This window comes from Pusillimonas sp. DMV24BSW_D, from assembly GCF_011388195.1.
Taxonomy (GTDB): domain Bacteria; phylum Pseudomonadota; class Gammaproteobacteria; order Burkholderiales; family Burkholderiaceae_B; genus Neopusillimonas; species Neopusillimonas aestuarii.
The window spans coordinates 922,734-940,624 of the sequence record NZ_CP049990.1 but is presented as its reverse complement, the minus strand read 5'-3'; the positions used below and the strand labels follow the sequence as shown (position 1 = coordinate 940,624).

Sequence of the window (17,891 nt, the reverse complement as noted above, 5' to 3'; positions counted from 1 at the left end):
ATCTGGAGCGCTTGATTGCAAGCAAGTAAGAAAAATCAAGCTGCCGGGGTCGAGGTTGAAGTGCCAGACGCCGACGAGCCCGAACCCGAGCTATCGGACGGCGCCGCTGCACTTGCGGGCTTGGTCCCGTTATTACGGAAATCTGTTACGTACCAGCCCGACCCTTTCAATTGAAAACCGGCAGCCGTGACCTGCTTGGCATAAGTTGATTTGCCACAGGCAGGGCAATCGGTTAACGGAGAGTCAGACATTTTCTGCAGCACATCTTGCGCGTGACCGCAGTCTGTGCACCGATAAGCATAAATAGGCACGAGAACACCCCTAAGAAACTAGAATTTACGACTGAGCCAGCCAAACCGACAGATTTTAGCGGTTTTTGCCAATTTGCTCTTGTTCGACCCGTTACAAATAAAACGTGTCTCGGCTTAGATGGGGTTTAAAGCGCCAATTGCAAGCAATCAAACAAAAGTTGCAGTATCCTAAGGGGTTCAAATCCTTTTTTTTAGGAACAGCGGGATGACGAGCCTGAACCCCCAACCCTATACGTTTTCACAACGCGCGCAAAAAATTACCAGCTCAACGATTCGTGAAATTCTTAAAGTCACTGAACGGCCGGAAATTATTTCCTTTGCCGGCGGGCTGCCCGCCCCAAAAGGCTTTCCTATCGACACAATTTACGCCGCTTATGAAAAGGTGTTGAACCATAACGGAAAAGCCGCGCTGCAATATGGGCCCACGGAAGGCTATCGCCCGCTGCGCGAATGGGTGGCGCAAGATTTGAAGCGTGTGGGGGCTCACGATGTCAATGTCGACCAGGTTCTAATCGTTTCCGGCTCGCAACAGGCCCTCGACCTGCTTGGAAAGCTCTTTATCGACCCCGGCAGCAAAGTATTGGTCGAGGCGCCCAGCTACCTTGGCGCGCTGCAATCGTTTTCACTTTACGAACCAAACTACGTCGCAGTTCCAACCGATGACAAAGGCCTTATTCCGGAAGGCCTGACAGACGATCGCGTGGCACACGCCCGCTTCATCTACGCCCTGCCTAACTTCCAGAATCCAACAGGACGCACTTTGAATCTGGAGCGCCGCAAGGCGCTCGTGAAGCGTTGCGCCGAAGCAAACCTGCCCATTATTGAAGACGATCCCTACGGCGACCTGCGTTACGCCGGCGAACCATTGCCCGGCTTATTAGGCCTGGGGCGGGAAGTCGGGGCCACCGTGATCCGGCTGGGCAGCTTTTCGAAAGTACTGGCGCCGGGCCTGCGTCTGGGCTATATCGTGGCGCCGGAAGCCATTATTGCCAAACTGGTGCAAATTAAACAGGCTACCGACCTGCATACCGCCACGCTAACCCAAATGGCGGTTTACGAAACAATCCACGAAGGTTTCCTGAACTTTCATTTGCCGGCTGTGCGTGATATTTACAAAGAACAATGCGGCTATATGCTGGAAGCCATGCAGGAGTTTTTCCCTGCATCGGCCAAGTGGACCCGCCCCGAAGGCGGGATGTTCATTTGGGTCACGCTGCCCGAACACATCGACGCCTACGAACTGCTTAGCCGCGCCATCAAGAAACATGTTGCATTTGTGCCGGGAGAACCGTTCTACGCCGGCGCCGAACCCGTGCGCAACACCTTACGCTTAAGTTTCGTCACCGTCTCAAAAGAACGGATTCGGGAAGGCATCGAAATTCTGGGCCGCCTTATCGCTGAAAGCGCGGTCAGCAAAGCAGCGTGAAAACCGGGCGTGATCCGGGCCTGCCCGACCTGTCGGACATGCGTCACGACGACTGGGTCGCGCACTATTTACCTGCCTCCTGGGGGCCATACGCGCGCCTGTGCCGCCTTGACCGGCCAGTAGGAACTTGGCTAACCCTGCTGCCTTGCCTGGCCGCCTTGGTACAGGCCGCCGATGGCTGGCCCACCCTCTTCCGGCTATTTATTTTCTCGCTGGGCGCGCTGCTCATGCGCGGTGTAGGTTGCACCATTAACGATATTTTTGATCGCGACATCGACAAAATGGTCGAGCGCACCCGTTTCCGCCCCCTAACCAGCGGCCAGATCACCCTTAAGCAAGCGCTTGTTTTTCTAGTCGCCCAATTGATAGTATGCGCCGTTTTATTGCTGGCTATTAACGAGTACAGCCGCTGGCTGGCGCTGGCACTCGTCCCCATTGTGATTATCTACCCGCTGTGCAAGCGATTCACCTATTGGCCGCAGGTTGTGCTGGGCATTGGCTTTAACTGGGGTATGTTAATGGCGTGGTCCGACACCCAAAACACGATCCCCCCGGCAGGCATTGCTCTTTGGGTGGGTGCGGTTCTATGGCAAGTGGGTTACGACACCATTTACGCTTATGTCGACGTCCATGACGACCTGAAACTCGGTGTGAAGTCGGCCGCCATGCGGTTCGCAGAACACGGTAAACTATGGATCAGCGGCATTTATGCCGTCACGCTGGCGCTGTGGATATACAGCGGTTTTGCGCTGAACTTATCCTGGCCCTATTTTGTGATCATGGCGGTTATTGGCGCACACTTTGCCTGGCAAATGTATGTTTTCAGTATTTCACGCCCCGACCATAATTTCATGTTGTTCAGGTCGAATATGGTGGTCGGCGTGTTAATCATTGCAGCGTCGCTCACAGGCACACTGCTTTAGCATTTAACTCATCATAAAACCGGCGGCCAGGCTAACACGCCTGGCGCCTAACAAAAAGGTTCGATTCATGCCCAGTTTTATCGAAGCACTGGCAACCTTTCTTTTTGCTGTTGCCATTATCCATACCTTTTCAGTTCCGGTTTTCGCCCGACTGGCCAACAAAAACGGGCCCCATTCAGGCCTTTGGCATATGTTGGCCGAGGTCGAAGCCGTATTCGGCGTATGGGCATTCGCGTTAGTTGTCTTCATGATCGTCAGTGTCGGCGCATCCGATGCCGTCAGCTATATCGACTCGCGAAATTTCACAGAGCCGGCTTTCGTCTTTGCCATTATGGTGGTGGCGGCCAGTAAACCGATCCTTGATTTAGTCGGTGTGTCCGTTCGCTACATTGCCCGACTCCTGCCCATGCGTATGGAAGTGGCCATGTTCTTCGTCACCATGTCGATCGTGCCACTGGCCGGCTCATTCATTACCGAGCCCGCCGCCATGACCTTGGCCGCCCTGTTGTTGCGCGACGCTTACTTCCGTCGCTCTGGCCAGTCGGGTTTCAAATACATGACGCTCGGTGTGTTGTTCGTTAATATTTCCATTGGTGGGGTACTCACCGCTTATGCAGCCCCTCCGGTACTCATGGTGGCGGCCACATTCGGCTGGGATACCGCCTACATGAGCACCCACTTCGGCTGGCGTGCCATTATTGCCGTCTTTATCAACGCCACCCTGCTTACCCTGATTGTGCGCAAGTACCTGGTTAGCAAGGAAATCGGCACAGGCCGTGGCGTTAACGAAGACGACGAAGGCTCCAACCGCCGCCCTCGTGCGCCGCTTATCGTCATGGCCATTCACCTGATCTTCCTGGTGGCCATTGTTCTTACGGCTCACCACCCGGCCATGTTCCTGGGCCTGCTGATGCTGTTTATCGGCTATGCCGAAGCGTACAAGCGTTTCCAGAACCAGTTGCTCATTAAAGAGGGTTTAATGGTTGGCTTCTTCCTGGCCGGCCTGGTTGTTCTGGGTGGCATGCAAAAATGGTGGTTGCAAGACCTTCTTGGCGGCCTGTCGCCCACCGTGCTGTTCTGGGGTGCAACGGCTTTAACGGCCCTTACCGACAACGCCGCGCTGACGTATCTGGGTTCTTTGGTGGAAGGCACCAGCGACCTATGGCGCTATATGCTGGTGGCGGGCGCGGTAACCGGCGGTGGCTTAACGGTGATTGCCAACGCCCCCAACCCGGCGGGCTTTGCCATTTTGAAAGGCACCTTTCCCGATGGCGCCATTTCGCCCTTGAAGCTCTTGCTGTCGGCACTGGTGCCGACATTCATTGCCGCCTTCATGTTCCTGCTGCCGAATTCTTTCAGCTAATCGTTGAAGGACGCGCGGGTTATTTGTTCGAACGGTCTTTGCGCAACATGCGCACAAGCCACACAAAAAGTGTAATGGAACAAATCAAACCCGCGCCCAACAGGGCAAGAACAATTACTTCACCGGTTGTCATTCAAGTACCCAGCCATCCCATTATTAAGGGCGCTACCACGAGGCGCCTTTTTCTTCATGCATTTTACGCACCATTGCGTTAAAAAAGCGGTCGGCGAAAGCACCTTCGCGAATCAACATAGCGGTTAGGTCGGCGCACCGTTGACGCACCTCATTCGCCAACACCGTTTCCTCACCCTGCATCGACGCCGCCTGACACTGAATTTCGGCCGCGCGTTGCACTGTCCAAAGCAAGAAGAATGCCGTTTCAACAGAACGTTCGCCCACCGCAACCCCGTGATTGCGCAGAACCAGCACATGCTTGCTTCCAAGGCTGCTTAGCATACGCGCCTTTTCATCGTCGAAAAGCGTAATCCCTTCAAAATCGTGATAGGCCACACGACCGAACAACTGCGCGCCATAAAAGTTATTGTGATCAAAGCCGGCTTGCTTTTGCGCAACAGCTGAAATAGGGGTGGTGTGCGTATGAATCAGACACTGAATATCTTCGCGGGCACCATGCACAGCACTGTGAAGGGCAAAACCGGCGGGATTTGCATCGTACTCCGAAGGCGCCGCCTTATTGCCTTCAAGATCGACTTTCAAAAGATTTTCCGGTGTCACTTCACTGTAATTTAGCCCGAAGGGATTCACCAAATAATGATGATCCGGCCCCGGCAGACGTAAAGAAATATGATTGAAGATCGTTTCCGTCCATCCAAAAAAATCCACCAACCGATAACAATAGGCCAGCTTTTCGCGCCGGTCCCACTCTTGGTCGGAGCAATCAATGGTTTGTTTCATGCTTGTCATGCGTTTACCACCTCCATTTCACGCTGTTGCCCTAAAAACCGCGCCATTGACACAATATCGCGCGTAACCGGCATGGCAATATCCATCAGATCTGCCAGCTCCATAAACGCATCGCCAATCGCCGCCAGCTCAAGTGTGATGCCTTTGTCGTAATCCTGCAGCATGGACGTTCGCACCGCACCCATGCCCGCCGCCAGCTCCATGAACGTATGGGGGTCATACTGAATTCGGGCCCCATACGCAGCAGCCACCGTTAACCCCTCGTGCAGGATCTTGATCGCAATACGCTTTAACCCAGTATCAGTATAAATATCCTGCAATGTGGCTCGCGCCACCACAGACAATGGGTTGGACGTTAAATTGGCAATCATTTTGGCCCACAACGGATCGCGGATTTGGTCGGTTACCCGCGCTTCAATCCCACTAGCCTCAAACACTGTTTTGATTTGCTCAAGTCGTGCTGAATACGTATTGTTCGGTTCACCAAAAATCAGCAGATGCGGCGTAGACGACTTCACCACCCCAGGCGCGATCACTTCCGAAGTAATAAACACCACACATCCCACCACATGCTCGAGCGGAGCCATCTTCGCCAGTTCGCCGCTTGAATCGAGCGCCTGCACCGTGCGGCCATCGAATCGCCCTCCAACGCCGTGAAAGTACCACCACGGTACGCCATTCACCATAGGAACCACCACGGTATCCGGCCCGATAATAGGCTGCAAATCGAGCAGAATTCGAGCCAACGACTGCGCTTTCGTACAAACAAAAATAATATCTTGCACACCAAACTCGCCTGCCTGGCTGCTTGCCCGCACCGGAACGCGGTGTTCGCCTTCAATATCGGAAAGCGTAATCCCATTTGCGGTAATTGCCTTCAAGGCGGCGCCACGCGCCAATACATTCACAGAGGCTCCGGCCATGGCCAGCCGCGCAGCAACCGTACAACCAATCGCGCCCGCACCAGCAACACATACCTTTAACGTTCCTGCATTTGCCATTTAACCTCCTTGGGCGTCGAATCGTTATTGTTCTAAAAATATTTTACTCTTGAAATATTCCGCCAGACCAGCAAGATCGCTTAAACTTTTGACTTTAGGCGCATCACTTTGGATACACTTCCCGAAGGCTTTCTAAACGACCTGGAAACACAGGGCTGGGCCTATTGCGACGCCCTTATTTGCGACTCATTGCGTGCCCAGTTACTGGACATTGCGCGCCTGTTTTGGAAACGCGGCCTTTTCCACGCCGCACATATCGGCCATCTGGCCACAAAAAAGGCCGACCCGGTAATACGGGGCGACCAGATATGCTGGCTTGACGCACACATGCCACAGACGGCCATACAGGATTTTCTGGCTTTCGCCGCCCACCTGCAAAACACACTGAATGCCACTTACTTTCTGGGCTTACGTCGCCAGGAATTTCACTTTGCCCATTACGAACCGGGCTTTGGCTATAAAAAACACCTGGATCAGCATCGTAACAACCCACACCGAAAAATCTCAGTCGTTTTATACCTGAACGAAAACTGGACGGCCGACGACGGCGGAGAGTTGTGCCTGTATGGACCCGAAAACACTCCGATTGAACATGCCGCCCGGCTTATTCCGGCGCCGGGCAGGCTTGTTGTCTTCCGCAGTGATTTGGTCTGGCATGAGGTTTTGCCGGGGCACAAACCCCGTTGGAGCCTGACCGGCTGGCTGCGCGACGACTTTTTACTATCAAACGGTTAGGTATGCGCGACGCACTTCTTCGTTGTCGGCCAGTTCCTGCATGGAAGCCTGGTAGACCATCTGGCCTTTTTCAAGAACATAGGCACGATCGGACACCAACTCGGCAAAATGCATGTTCTGCTCAGAAAGCAAAATACTAACGCCGCGCTCCTTAAGCTCCATGATCATATGCACCATCTGCTCAACAATCACCGGAGCAACCCCTTCGGAGGGCTCATCGAGCAAAACAAGAAAGGGATTCCCCATTAAGGCACGGGCAACCGTTAGCATTTGTTGTTCGCCACCGCTCATTCGCCCGCCGGGGCGATGCGGCATTTCGCCCAAATTGGGAAACAGCTTGAACAGTTGCTCATGGGTCCACTCGGGTGCGGCGCTCCCGTCACTCCAGCTTCTGGGGGGCTGACGTCCTACCGACAAATTCTCCATAACCGTCAGGTCAGTGAAAATGCGGCGGTCTTCGGGCACGAAAGCCAACCCCAGGCGCGCGGCCTGGTACGGTTCGGTTTTCGAGATATCGTGCCCCAGAAAGCGGATGTCGCCACGTCGTTTATCAAGCATCCCCATAATGGTTTTAAGCGTGGTGGATTTACCGGCCCCATTGCGCCCCATCAGGGCAACCACCTCGCCGCGATTCACATGCAAATCAAACCCGAACAGAATTTGAGCCGCGCCATACCAGGCCTCCAGGCGCTTGGCCTCTAACAATGTTTGCGCGCCGCTCATTCAGCCGACTCCTTTTGCAATGTTTTCTTTTCAAACGTTTTCCCGGTACCAAAGTAGACTTCCTGTACTTTGGGATGGTCGCGAATTTCGTCCGGCTTACCTTCGGCAATGAGCCTTCCCCGCGCCAACACGATCATGCGATCTGCATAGGCAAAAACCACATCCATGCTGTGCTCCGTGAAAAGCACAGCCATATCGCGGTCGATAACCAACTGTTTGGTCAGGGCCATAAGGTCGTTACGCTCTTTGGGAGCCATACCCGCCGTTGGCTCGTCCATAAGCAGCAATTTAGGATCATTGGCAATGGCAATCGCCAACTCCACCCGCTTGACGTCACCATAGGCCAGTTCGCTGCAGGGTCGATCGGCTTGCTCAGCCATACCCACCTGCGCCAGCAAATCCATGGCTTCCTGCCGCTTGTGACCGGTCGCGCGCCGCCAGGTGGCAAGCAAGAGGTTATCTGACGACAACAAAGCAAGCTGCACGTTCTCGACCACGGTAAATGAAGAAAAGGTAGCGGCGATCTGAAATGTACGGCCCACACCCATGCGCCAGATATCTCGCGGCGGCATACCAATGAGCTCTTTGCCATTGAGCTTGATGGAACCCCGATCTGCTTTCAACTGCCCATTCACCATATTGAAAGTGGTGGACTTGCCTGCACCGTTGGGCCCAATTAAGGCCAGCAACTCGCCTGAATGCAATTCGAAATTAATACCATCAACGGCTTTTACCCCGCCGAACGATTTACCTAAACCGGTTACTGATAACAAACTCATGATGCCCTCCCGGCTTGCGCTGACCCAGCCGGCTTACGACTGAAATGCTCAACCACTTGTTTAATGGTTCCGGCAATACCCAGCGGGAACAGCAGCACCAGAATCAGGATAATGCCGCCCAGCATGGCACGCCAGAAATCAGTGTTTCGCGCTACTGTATCGTGCAGCCAAGTGAACGAAACCGCGCCCACAATCGGCCCCATCAGGTTCTGCATACCACCCAGCAAAACCATGACCAAGCCATCGATCGAGCGGTTTACATAAAGTGTCTCGGGCGCAATACTTCCCTTCGAAAAGGCAAACAACGAACCTGCCAGACCCGCCACAATACCGCCGTAAACAAAGCCGTACCAATGAATTCGCTTCACATTGATACCAATTGCATCGGCGCGCAGCGGTGAGTCTCGACCGGCCCGCATGGCGTAACCAAACGGGGAAAACAGGACACGACGCAACCACAATATTCCCACCAGGGTGAGCCCCAATGTCAGGTAGTAATAAGTGGTTTTATCCGATAGCCACTTCGACGGCCACACGCCGGTTAAGCCGTTACTGCCGCCGGTAAAGTCATCCCACTGGAACACAACCGCCCACACAATCTGGGCAACGGCCAGTGTCAGCATGGCCAGGTATACACCACTTAGGCGAACGGCGAACCAGCCGAAAATAAGCGCACCAATGCCGGCAACAACCGGCCCCAGAACCAGTGCAAGCTCCATGGGAACGCCCAACGTTTTAACCAGTAACGCGGCACCGTAAGCCCCCAAACCAAAGTACGCCGCATGGCCGAACGAGTGCATGCCGCCAGGACCCATAATGAAATACAAACTGGTGGCGAAAAGACTCGCAATGAGGATGTCATTCAACAGTACGGTGAGGTAAGGGAAATCCGAGAAAACTTCAGGCGTTGCAACCAGGAACAACACCAAAATAGCCGCGCCGATTTTGAAGGCTTTACTGGCTGGAATCAACGGCATCTCCCCCGCGTTGGCATTATGACCTGCGGAAGGCGCCCTGCCCAGCAAACCCCATGGTCGGATGATCAACACGACCGCCATCACCAGGAATTCAACCACCAGCGTTAGCTTCGAGAATGAAATCTCAAAGCCGAATATTTCGACCAAACCCAGCCACATACAGATAGCTTTAAGCTCGGCAATTAATAACGCAGCAATGTAAGCACCGGTGATGGAACCCATGCCACCCACCACCACAATGACGAAAGCAGCGCCAATAATATGGATATCCATTTCAAGGTTGGCCGGCTCACGCGGCAATTGCAAAGCGCCGCCCAGTGCAGCCAAAGCGGCGCCCAAGGCAAATACCGCCGTAAACAACCAGGCTTGGTTCACCCCTAACGCACTCACCATAGAGCGATCTTGCGTTGCAGCACGTACCAGCGTCCCCCATTTCGTGCGTGTCAGCAATAACCACAACAAACCCAGGAAAACGGGGCCCACGGCAATAAGGAATAAGTCATATTCGGGAAACTGCCGGCCCAAAATTTCAACGGCACCTTCCAGGCCCGGCGCACGAGGGCCCAGCAGCTCTTCCGGCCCCCAGAACCATAAAACGGCATCGCGCACCATTAAGGCAACGGCAAACGTGGCCAGCAACTGGAACAATTCCGGCGCGTGATAAATACGACGTAACAGAAAGATTTCGATCAGTGCGCCAAAGACGCCCACCAGGATCGCCGCCAAAACAATGGCCGGCCAAAAGCCCAGCGAATCTTCCAAATGCATCACTAACGAATACGCAACATATATACCGACCATATAAAATGAGCCGTGTGCGAAGTTAACGATGCGGGTAACACCAAAAATCAATGACAACCCTGCGGCGACCAGAAAAAGCGACGACGCACCTGCCAGGCCGTTCAGTAGCTGAACCAAAAATCCTGAGAAATCCATGGGAACCTGCTGCTGGTTAGATCAAATGGGCGGGAGACGCCGGGTTAAACCGCGCCCCCCGCATCGTAGGCGGGTTTTAGCCGTCTTTACGCAACTGCTTAACAACGTCATCGGGTGGTTGCAACGCTTCACCCGGCATGTATTCACCTTCAGGCATCACGCCGCGGTTATTTTCAACAGCCAACTTGCCTACGTGAATCCCCATGGTCGACTGATTATCAAGCTCACGGAACTTAACCGGGCCAAACGGCGTTACGAACTCCAGTCCCTTGAAAGCCTTGATCAACGCTTCGGTGTCGGTTGAGCCGGCCTTTTCAATACCCGCAGCCAGTGCCATAACCGTGGAATAACCAATTACCGAATTCAAGCGCGGATAGTCATCGTACTTTTCTTCATAAGCCTTGATGAACGCATCGTGCTCCGGCGTATCAATTGAGGTATAGGGATAGCCGGTGACAATCCAGCCGTCCGGCGCATCGGCACGCAACGGATCAAGGTACTCAGGTTCGCCCGTCAGCAAGCTCACAACAGTGCGTCCTTCGAACAAACCCCGTGTTTTGCCTTCACGCGCAAACTTGGTTAAGTCGGGCCCGAACAATACGTTGAAAATTGCATCGGGCTTGGCATCAGCCAACGCCTGAACAGCCGGTCCTGGATCCAGGCGACCAAAAGGCGGCGCCTGTTCGGCAACGAACTCGACATCGGGTTGCAAACGCTTTAGCTCAGCCTTGAACGACGCGACAGCGGCCTGACCATACTCATAGTTAGGGTAAATGAGCGCCCAGCGCTTCTTGTTTGCAGCAGCTGCGGCAGGCGCAACGGACGCAGCCAATGCGTGAGTGCCGGCACGCAAGCGGTAGGTGTAACGATTGCCGTTATCCCACACTACTTTGTCACTTAACGGGCCGGAGGCCAGGAAGAAACGTTCACGCTGCTTGGCAAAGTCGGTGACGGCCAAACCAACGTGCGATAGTGTCACGCCGGCCAGAATATCGACGTTATCCCGTGAAATCAGTTCCTCGGCAATTCGCACGGCATCGCCGGCATTGGCGTTGTCGTCACGAAAAATGGTTTCCAGCTTCTTACCCAGCACACCGCCTTTTGCGTTGACCTGCTCTTGCGCCAGCTCCCACCCTTTTTTATAGGGCTCCAGGTTGGCCGGCAACGTTTTATAGCTGTTGATTTCACCAATAAGAATGGTGTCTTTCTCTGCGGCGGCGTGGCCTGAATAGGCCGCCAACCCGACTGTCATCGCTGCGGCAACAGTCATTTGTTTTAATAACTTCATCACTTATCTCCCGATGGCTCTCCATGAGCCGGTTAGGCATGTAATACAGCACTACACAACTGACTTCATTAATGCACACAACCAACACAGGCCGCGTCCTACAACACTTTCAAAGCTAAATTAAATGTAGCGAATACCGAAAATATTTGTAGTGAGCACTAAAGACAGAAAAATACTAAGGGAAATAAATGGGCGGCGCAATGTGGGTTTTTCCCACCTTTTCAACTTTTCTGATTAAAGTATGTAATTATTTGTAACGTTCAGTGCAGGGAATTTTGTACGTACGGCCTTAGATTGAACACATGATATCGGCACCCGACGCAGCAATACCCGCTTTATCCTTTGCCCAGGCCACTTCCATATCGCGCGGCAGGGTCACACCGTTTTTCACCGCCAGCACTTCGGCCATAATGCTGACCGCAATTTCAGAAGGCGTTTTACTGCCAATAAAAATGCCAATAGGGCCGCGCAAACGCTGCAACGACGCTTCGGTTTGATCGAAATGCTCAATCATGCGCTGACGGCGCGCCGTGTTATTGCTGCGCGAGCCGATCGCTCCAATGTAGAACGCCTCGGTCTCCAATGCTTCCAGCAACGCCAGATCGTCCAGCTTCGGGTCGTGCGTTAAGGCAATAATGCACGAGCGCCGATCGGCCTTGAACGCCGTAACGACATCGTCGGGCATGTCAGATACCACTTTAACCCCCGGCACCGACCAACTCCCACGATACTCCTCGCGCGGATCGCATACCGTGACATCGAACCCATTGAACAAAGCCATAGTGGCAAGATATTCCGTCAACTGACCCGCACCAATCAGCAACATGCGATAAGCCGGGCCGAAAGTATTGACCAACACAGCATCATCAATTAACAAAGCTTGTGGCAAGTCGGCGGGCGCTATATGCACTTGCCCCGTTGCCAACTCAACTTGACGACGCATTAGATGCCCGCCTTCCAATTGCGTGATTAATGTGGTCAGCGCCTGGGCGTCGGCGTCGAACTCAAGCAAAAGCTCAAGTGTCCCGCCGCACGGCAAACCAAACCGGTGAGCTTCATCGGCCTTAATGCCATATTTCAGAAAACGGGGCGGCCCGTGCGGCATTTCCTCTTGCTCAGGATTGCCTGAATATGCTTGCGAAAACCGGAAGACCAGATCGTCTTCAATGCAACCACCCGACACCGACCCCACCACTGAGCCGTCTTCGCACATGGCCATAATGGATCCAACCGGGCGGGGTGATGACCCCCAGGTACGCACAACCGTTGCCAGCAACGCCCGCTTGCCCGACTGGCGCCAATCACGCAATGCTCGCAAAACAACTAGATCCAGATTCTCCATGCTTTCACCTGCTACCAATACATTTTTTACGGCTTAACAAACTTCAGCGTCATGCGGTCGCTCTCGCCAATGGCCAGATATTTGTCGCGATTCGCTTCTTTATTGCGCAAACTGGGGGGCAAGGCCCAAACACCACCAGGGTGATCGGCCGTATCTTTTGGATTCGCATTCACCTCAGACTTTTCAGCCAGACGAAAACCCACGCTTTCAGCCATTTTGATGACATACGACTCATGCATGTAGCCCGAACTTGCCGTGGCGTCTTGCTCACGATCTTCAGGCAAACGGTGCTCAACCACGCCGAAAACACCGCCGGATTTCAAAGCGGTATAGGCACTGCGGAAAATATCACGCATGACCGGCTCGCCATAACTCATCCAGTTATGCAAATTGCGAAACGTTAATACCATATCAGCCGAGCCTGGCTCGGCATACTGAAGCTGCTCGGGCGGCTCGAAAATCGTGACCTTGGCCCGATCGAAAAGGGCAGGTTTACTTGCCAGCTTTTCCTGGAAAACAGTCGCATAGCGCCGATAATTCGCGCGGCTTGAGTCCGGGTTATACACCCCTGCAATATATTGACCGTTATCGCGCAAATACGGCGCCAGAATTTCGGTATACCAGCCGCCACCGGGGGTTAACTCCACCACTGTCATATTGGGCTGAATGCCGAAGAACATCAGCGTTTCATATGGATTGCGCCAAGCATCGCGCGCAGTGTTCTTTTCCAGGCGCTGGTCGCTGTTAACAGCCGCTTTCAACGCGGTGTCGGCATACGCGGGCGCGCTTAACACCAGCCCGGCAACAAATGGCAACACGGCCAATAACCACTTTCTCATTTTGCGTCTTTTCCCATGGGTTTTCCTATCAAAACAACTATACACCCAGACTTACATCTGGAGCACTGTTTCGCATTGGTGCGCCGCCTGCAACAGCAACGCATCGCCCCCTTTTAACCCGGCCAACTGCAACCCCACCGGAAAACCCTCGGCATCGCGCCCGCAAGGTAAGGAAATTGCCGGCACTCCGGTTAAATTGAACGGCAGTGTCAAACGCGTCAAAACCGATCGAAGCGGTACTGATTTCCCGTGATTTTCCAGCGTCGCCTGCGCGTCACACGCACCGGTTACGGTGGTAGGGGTCACAATGGCATGCGCCCCACTCAACAAGGGAACCTCAAGTGCCTCAGCCAGCACACGCCGCAAACGCTGCGCCTTGATGTAGTCAATAGCACGAATAAACTGGCCCGCCTCAAGACGGGTGCGCACTTCTTCGCCCATAGCATGCGCGTGCTGCAAGCCCAACTCTTCGTGTGCCTGTGTCGCCTCCGGCGCCATCGTGAAATGCTGCAAAGTGGGTGACATATCGAGGGCCGGCAACGCACCACGTTGAATTTTCACGCCCGCCGACTCAAGGCGCGCCAGCGCTGATTCGAACGCGGTCAGCACGCTCGGTTCGATCAGATCAAAACTGTAATTGGTGGGGCAAAACAGCTTCAGCTGTGAAACACTGTCAAACTGCAAAGGTTGCCAATACGCCTGTGCGTCGTGCCCTGCCATTATCGCCGTGACCCAGGCGGCATCAACCGTTTTATGAGCGAACACCCCCACGTGATCTAGCGACCACGCCAATGGCACTAAGTCTTTGCGCGAAACGAGGTCGTAAGAGCCTTTGTAACCCACCACGCCGCATACTGCCGCCGGCATGCGCACCGAACCGGCGGTATCCGTGCCCAAAGCAATATCCGCCATCTCCGTTGCCAACGCCACGGCCGAACCTCCGCTGGAGCCACCCGGCGAACGGGTCGAATCCTGTGGGTGTCCCACCGAGCCGTAATGCGGGTTGTCGGACACCCCGCCATAACAAAGCTCATGCAGATTGGTCATGCCAATAACAATTGCCCCGGCAGATTCAAGGGCGGCGACACAAGGTGCACTTTCTTGCGGCACAACCGATGCCAGAGACTCAGAGCCGGCCCGCATCGGCAAACCCGCCACCGGAATGCAATCTTTCACTGCCACCACAACGCCCGCCATCGGGCCGCCATGCCGACCGGCTTGAATCTGCCCCTGTAATTCGTGCGCTTTGGTCAACGCCCCCTCATGATCGACAAACAAAAACGCATTCAAGTCAGACCGCGCCTTGATGCGGTCGAGGCAGGCTTGAACATGCTCAACCGGATCCAGCCGTCCCTCTTTAATGCGCGCCACATGCGCCGCCAAACGACCTTTCTTGATCAATTCATTTGCTTGAGTGCCACCCGCACCACGCGCCCGAAACAAGTCAGACTGTGCACCGGCCATGGGCAACCCAAAAGGGTCGCTAGTGCGACACGACAATGCCGCGAGCTTGTCGTTATCAGAAAGGTTACGCTCAATACGCGCGCACCAATCGTCCAACCGGGCGCTATGATGCAGTTGATAGAACTCTGATGCAGCAACAATATAGCGACGCAATGCGTCTGCTCGTTCCAACGGTGCATGGCCGGCCATACGGGGTCTCCTGATATCGTTTTAGGTACCGGCCAAAGCGTTACACAATCAGGAACCGCTTTCAAGCCTTATCAACGAACCTGGCGTCCCAATAACTCGGCAAATCGGTGTGCTACTTGCAATAGAAACGCATCATCGCCGCACGGTGCCGCTATTTGCAAGCCAACCGGAAAGCCGTCGCCATCGGTACCGCAGGGAATTGAAATAGCGGGCATACCCGTTAAGTTAAAAGGCATGGTTAGCCGTGTTAACGCCGGGTGAATCGGCATTGACGCACCCCCGATGTCGATATGGCGCGCCAGTTTGGGCGCCCCAACCGGCACGGTTGGCGTGAGCAACACACGCGGGCCATTCAGTAATGTCGTTAAAGACTGGCGTAACTGAGTACGTAAGCGCTGCACCTTAATATAATCAACCGCCCGGATAAACTGGCCGGCCTCAAGGCGTGTGCGCACTTCCTCACCCAAACCCTCAGGATGCAAAAGCGCCCGATCAAGGTGCAACTGACCTGCCTCGGCACACAGCGTCATGAACTGAAGTGTGGGCGCCAAATCAAGCTCGGGCACAGTGGCGCGCAAAACATCCACACCTTCATTACGTAACTGTTCATCTACATTATTAAAGGCCTTGGCCACGCCCGGATCGAGAATATCGAAAAAAAAGTTCTCGGGAATCACAACCTGCACATTCGGCAACGCCAACGGTTGCGCCAGCCGCGGTGTCGTGCACGCAGACCCCGTCATAATGTCGGTGAGTACAGCCGCTTGCTCAACTGTTTTTGCAAAAACGCCGACATGGTCAAGCGACCATCCCAACGGCAACATGCCATCGCACGAAATCAAACCATAACTGGGCTTGAATCCAACAATGCCGCACAAAGCGGCCGGCATACGCACTGAACCGGCGGTGTCGGTACCCAAAGCCGCATTCGCCATGCCGGTTGCCACCGCCACCGCCGACCCCCCACTGGAACCCCCGGGGACCCGCTCCGGATCGGCAGGATGCCCCACCCGGCCAACATGCGGGTTATCGGTTGTCGCGCCATAGGCAAGTTCATGCATGGTTGTCATCCCCAGCACAATCGCCCCTGCCGCCTCCAGACGCGTAACACACGGTGCGCTGCTATCCGGCGTAAACGCCGGTATTGCCCGCGTTCCCGACGTCATCGGCATACCCTGAACTTCAAAGCACTCTTTAATCGCCAGCGTCACCCCGGCCAAGACACCCGCCTGTTGCGATCGCGAACGAAACGCGTCAACCAAACGGGCTTTTTCGTTAGCTGACTCGGCCGCAATATACTGAAAAGCATTCAATTCGGGATGCGAATGAATCTGCGCCAAGCCTTGTTCAACATTATTGACGGCGCTGAAAGACGATGCGTCGAGGCCAAACGCACGCTGCGCCAACGACTCAACGCCCAACGTAGGGGTCGCGCACACGCCGGCGCGTGCCGATGCCGGCAAACCAATCGGGTCGGCATCATAAGAACAAGCCGCCGAGCTGATTCGCTGCATGTCAGGCAAATGCATACCCAAACGTGCCACCCAGGCCTGCTGTTGTTCGGGATGGGCCACACCGAAAAGCTGCGTTGCGCTTGAAACATAGCCCTCGAGCGCGTTGAGATCAAAGGGAACGCGGGTCATGCGATGAGTCTCCTGAATAAAGCTGCCTGGGTTAAGCGTCGCCGCTCACGCTTAATAAAGCGAAGGTTTCAATCACCGAAGCTGGGTCGGCCATATCCTTGCCGGCAATATCATGAGCAGAACCATGGCCAACACTGGAAAAGCGCACAGGTGTACCAATAGTAAGCGCACTGGCACGCAAAGGGCTAAGCAATTTAATCGGTATATGACCCTGATCATGAAACGGGGCCAGGTACACATCGTGACGGCGCTGCGCAAGCAAAACATCGGCACCCATCGGCCCGTTAACGACATAACCTTGGTCGGTTAAACGTTGCACCGCGGGTACCGCAATATACTCATCTTCCCGGCCAAACAAGCCTCCCTCGCCGGCATGGGGGTTAATTCCCATAACGGCCAGACTCGGCGTTTCCACACCCAAACCTTTTGTTGCCTTGATTGCCGCAACCGCCGCACTTTCAAACAGTTCCGGTGTCATTCTGGCCAGGGCCGACTGCACACTTTCATGCAGAGTGACATGGGCAATACGTAACCCACCCGCGACCAGCATAAGAAAGACTTTATCGGCGGGGGTACCGGTTAACCGGGCAATTAGCCCCGGATAACCGGAAAACGCAATACCGGCCTGATGAACGGCGGTTTCAGAATGAGGGCAACCAATAACGGCTTCAACCCGGCCGCTTTGGGCCAGTTCAACCGCTTTACACACGTATGCAACGGTTGCCTCGCCGGCTGCAGCCGAAACCTCGCCGGGCTTAAAACAGGCGGCAGACAAAGCCTGCACCGGCTCATAAACCAGACACCTCTCAGTTGAAGCCTCCCCTTTGCACCATTGGGAGAAACTTAGAAGCGCGCAATCCTTATCGTATTGCGTCAGGTAATGCGCAATCACATGCGCATCCCCAACCAACACAGGCTGCGCACCCCGCCCTTGCAGCGACAAAGCGGCTTTCACCCCAATTTCAGGCCCAATCCCGTTGGGGTCGCCAATCGCAATCGCAATACAAGGGTTCATCTACGTCTCATGG

General features: G+C 54.5%; 16 protein-coding genes. 4 read left to right on the top strand and 12 right to left on the bottom strand.

Going from position 1 to position 17,891, the window contains the following annotated elements:
* Positions 1–35: 35 nt before the first annotated feature.
* The gene (locus tag G9Q38_RS04535) at positions 36–311 is read right to left on the bottom strand and encodes an FmdB family zinc ribbon protein (protein WP_166128223.1); all 276 of its coding nucleotides are present in this window, start codon (positions 309–311) and stop codon (positions 36–38) included.
* A gap of 205 nt (positions 312–516) precedes the next feature.
* Between G9Q38_RS04535 and G9Q38_RS04530 the strand changes: the two genes are divergently transcribed.
* The 3 genes from G9Q38_RS04530 (at position 517) to G9Q38_RS04520 (ending at position 4,023) form a co-directional block, all read left to right on the top strand.
* Entirely contained in the window at positions 517–1,737 is a 1,221-nt protein-coding gene (locus G9Q38_RS04530) for an aminotransferase-like domain-containing protein (protein ID WP_114420352.1), read from the top strand.
* Positions 1,738–1,775: 38 nt separating this feature from the next.
* The gene (ubiA, locus tag G9Q38_RS04525; protein ID WP_166132316.1) at positions 1,776–2,660 is read left to right on the top strand and encodes a 4-hydroxybenzoate octaprenyltransferase; all 885 of its coding nucleotides are present in this window, start codon (positions 1,776–1,778) and stop codon (positions 2,658–2,660) included.
* Between the two features lie 67 nt (positions 2,661–2,727).
* A complete protein-coding gene (locus tag G9Q38_RS04520) occupies positions 2,728–4,023 on the top strand; it encodes a putative Na+/H+ antiporter (RefSeq protein ID WP_166128221.1) in 1,296 nt (431 codons plus the stop codon).
* Positions 4,024–4,188: 165 nt separating this feature from the next.
* Here G9Q38_RS04520 and G9Q38_RS04515 read toward each other — a convergent pair whose 3' ends face one another.
* Both G9Q38_RS04515 and G9Q38_RS04510 read right to left on the bottom strand, forming a co-directional pair.
* Positions 4,189–4,947, bottom strand: coding sequence for a class II aldolase/adducin family protein (locus G9Q38_RS04515; RefSeq protein WP_166128218.1), 759 nt, complete (start codon positions 4,945–4,947; stop codon positions 4,189–4,191).
* On the bottom strand, positions 4,944–5,948 hold the full coding sequence (locus G9Q38_RS04510; protein WP_166128216.1) for a ketopantoate reductase family protein: 1,005 nt from the start codon (positions 5,946–5,948) through the stop codon (positions 4,944–4,946). Before G9Q38_RS04510 ends, G9Q38_RS04515 begins: the two co-directional genes overlap by 4 nt.
* A 108-nt stretch (positions 5,949–6,056) precedes the next feature.
* On the opposite strand from G9Q38_RS04510, the gene G9Q38_RS04505 reads away from it, so the two are divergent.
* On the top strand, positions 6,057–6,683 hold the full coding sequence (locus G9Q38_RS04505; protein ID WP_166128213.1) for a 2OG-Fe(II) oxygenase: 627 nt from the start codon (positions 6,057–6,059) through the stop codon (positions 6,681–6,683).
* Here the strand turns inward: G9Q38_RS04505 and G9Q38_RS04500 are convergent.
* From G9Q38_RS04500 to G9Q38_RS04460, 9 genes are all read right to left on the bottom strand, one after another.
* Positions 6,672–7,406 (bottom strand): ABC transporter ATP-binding protein, encoded by a 735-nt coding sequence (locus G9Q38_RS04500; protein ID WP_166128210.1) that lies wholly within the window; start codon positions 7,404–7,406, stop codon positions 6,672–6,674. The two genes, G9Q38_RS04505 and G9Q38_RS04500, sit on opposite strands and share 12 nt — an antisense overlap.
* Positions 7,403–8,185, bottom strand: coding sequence for an ABC transporter ATP-binding protein (locus tag G9Q38_RS04495; RefSeq protein WP_114420344.1), 783 nt, complete (start codon positions 8,183–8,185; stop codon positions 7,403–7,405). The genes G9Q38_RS04500 and G9Q38_RS04495 overlap by 4 nt, the downstream gene beginning before the upstream one ends.
* Complete coding sequence (locus tag G9Q38_RS04490; protein ID WP_166128208.1) at positions 8,182–10,098, bottom strand: ABC transporter permease; 1,917 nt, start codon at positions 10,096–10,098, stop codon at positions 8,182–8,184. Before G9Q38_RS04490 ends, G9Q38_RS04495 begins: the two co-directional genes overlap by 4 nt.
* A gap of 76 nt (positions 10,099–10,174) precedes the next feature.
* Complete coding sequence (locus G9Q38_RS04485; protein WP_205962339.1) at positions 10,175–11,386, bottom strand: ABC transporter substrate-binding protein; 1,212 nt, start codon at positions 11,384–11,386, stop codon at positions 10,175–10,177.
* A gap of 289 nt (positions 11,387–11,675) precedes the next feature.
* Entirely contained in the window at positions 11,676–12,728 is a 1,053-nt protein-coding gene (locus tag G9Q38_RS04480; protein ID WP_166128205.1) for an XdhC family protein, read from the bottom strand.
* Between the two features lie 26 nt (positions 12,729–12,754).
* Positions 12,755–13,567 (bottom strand): class I SAM-dependent methyltransferase, encoded by an 813-nt coding sequence (locus tag G9Q38_RS04475; RefSeq protein WP_166128202.1) that lies wholly within the window; start codon positions 13,565–13,567, stop codon positions 12,755–12,757.
* 51 nt (positions 13,568–13,618) lie between these two features.
* Positions 13,619–15,220 (bottom strand): amidase, encoded by a 1,602-nt coding sequence (locus tag G9Q38_RS04470; protein WP_166128199.1) that lies wholly within the window; start codon positions 15,218–15,220, stop codon positions 13,619–13,621.
* 71 nt (positions 15,221–15,291) lie between these two features.
* A complete protein-coding gene (locus tag G9Q38_RS04465; RefSeq protein WP_166128197.1) occupies positions 15,292–16,863 on the bottom strand; it encodes an amidase in 1,572 nt (523 codons plus the stop codon).
* 31 nt (positions 16,864–16,894) lie between these two features.
* The gene (locus tag G9Q38_RS04460) at positions 16,895–17,878 is read right to left on the bottom strand and encodes a PdxA family dehydrogenase (protein ID WP_166128194.1); all 984 of its coding nucleotides are present in this window, start codon (positions 17,876–17,878) and stop codon (positions 16,895–16,897) included.
* Positions 17,879–17,891 lie beyond the last annotated feature (13 nt).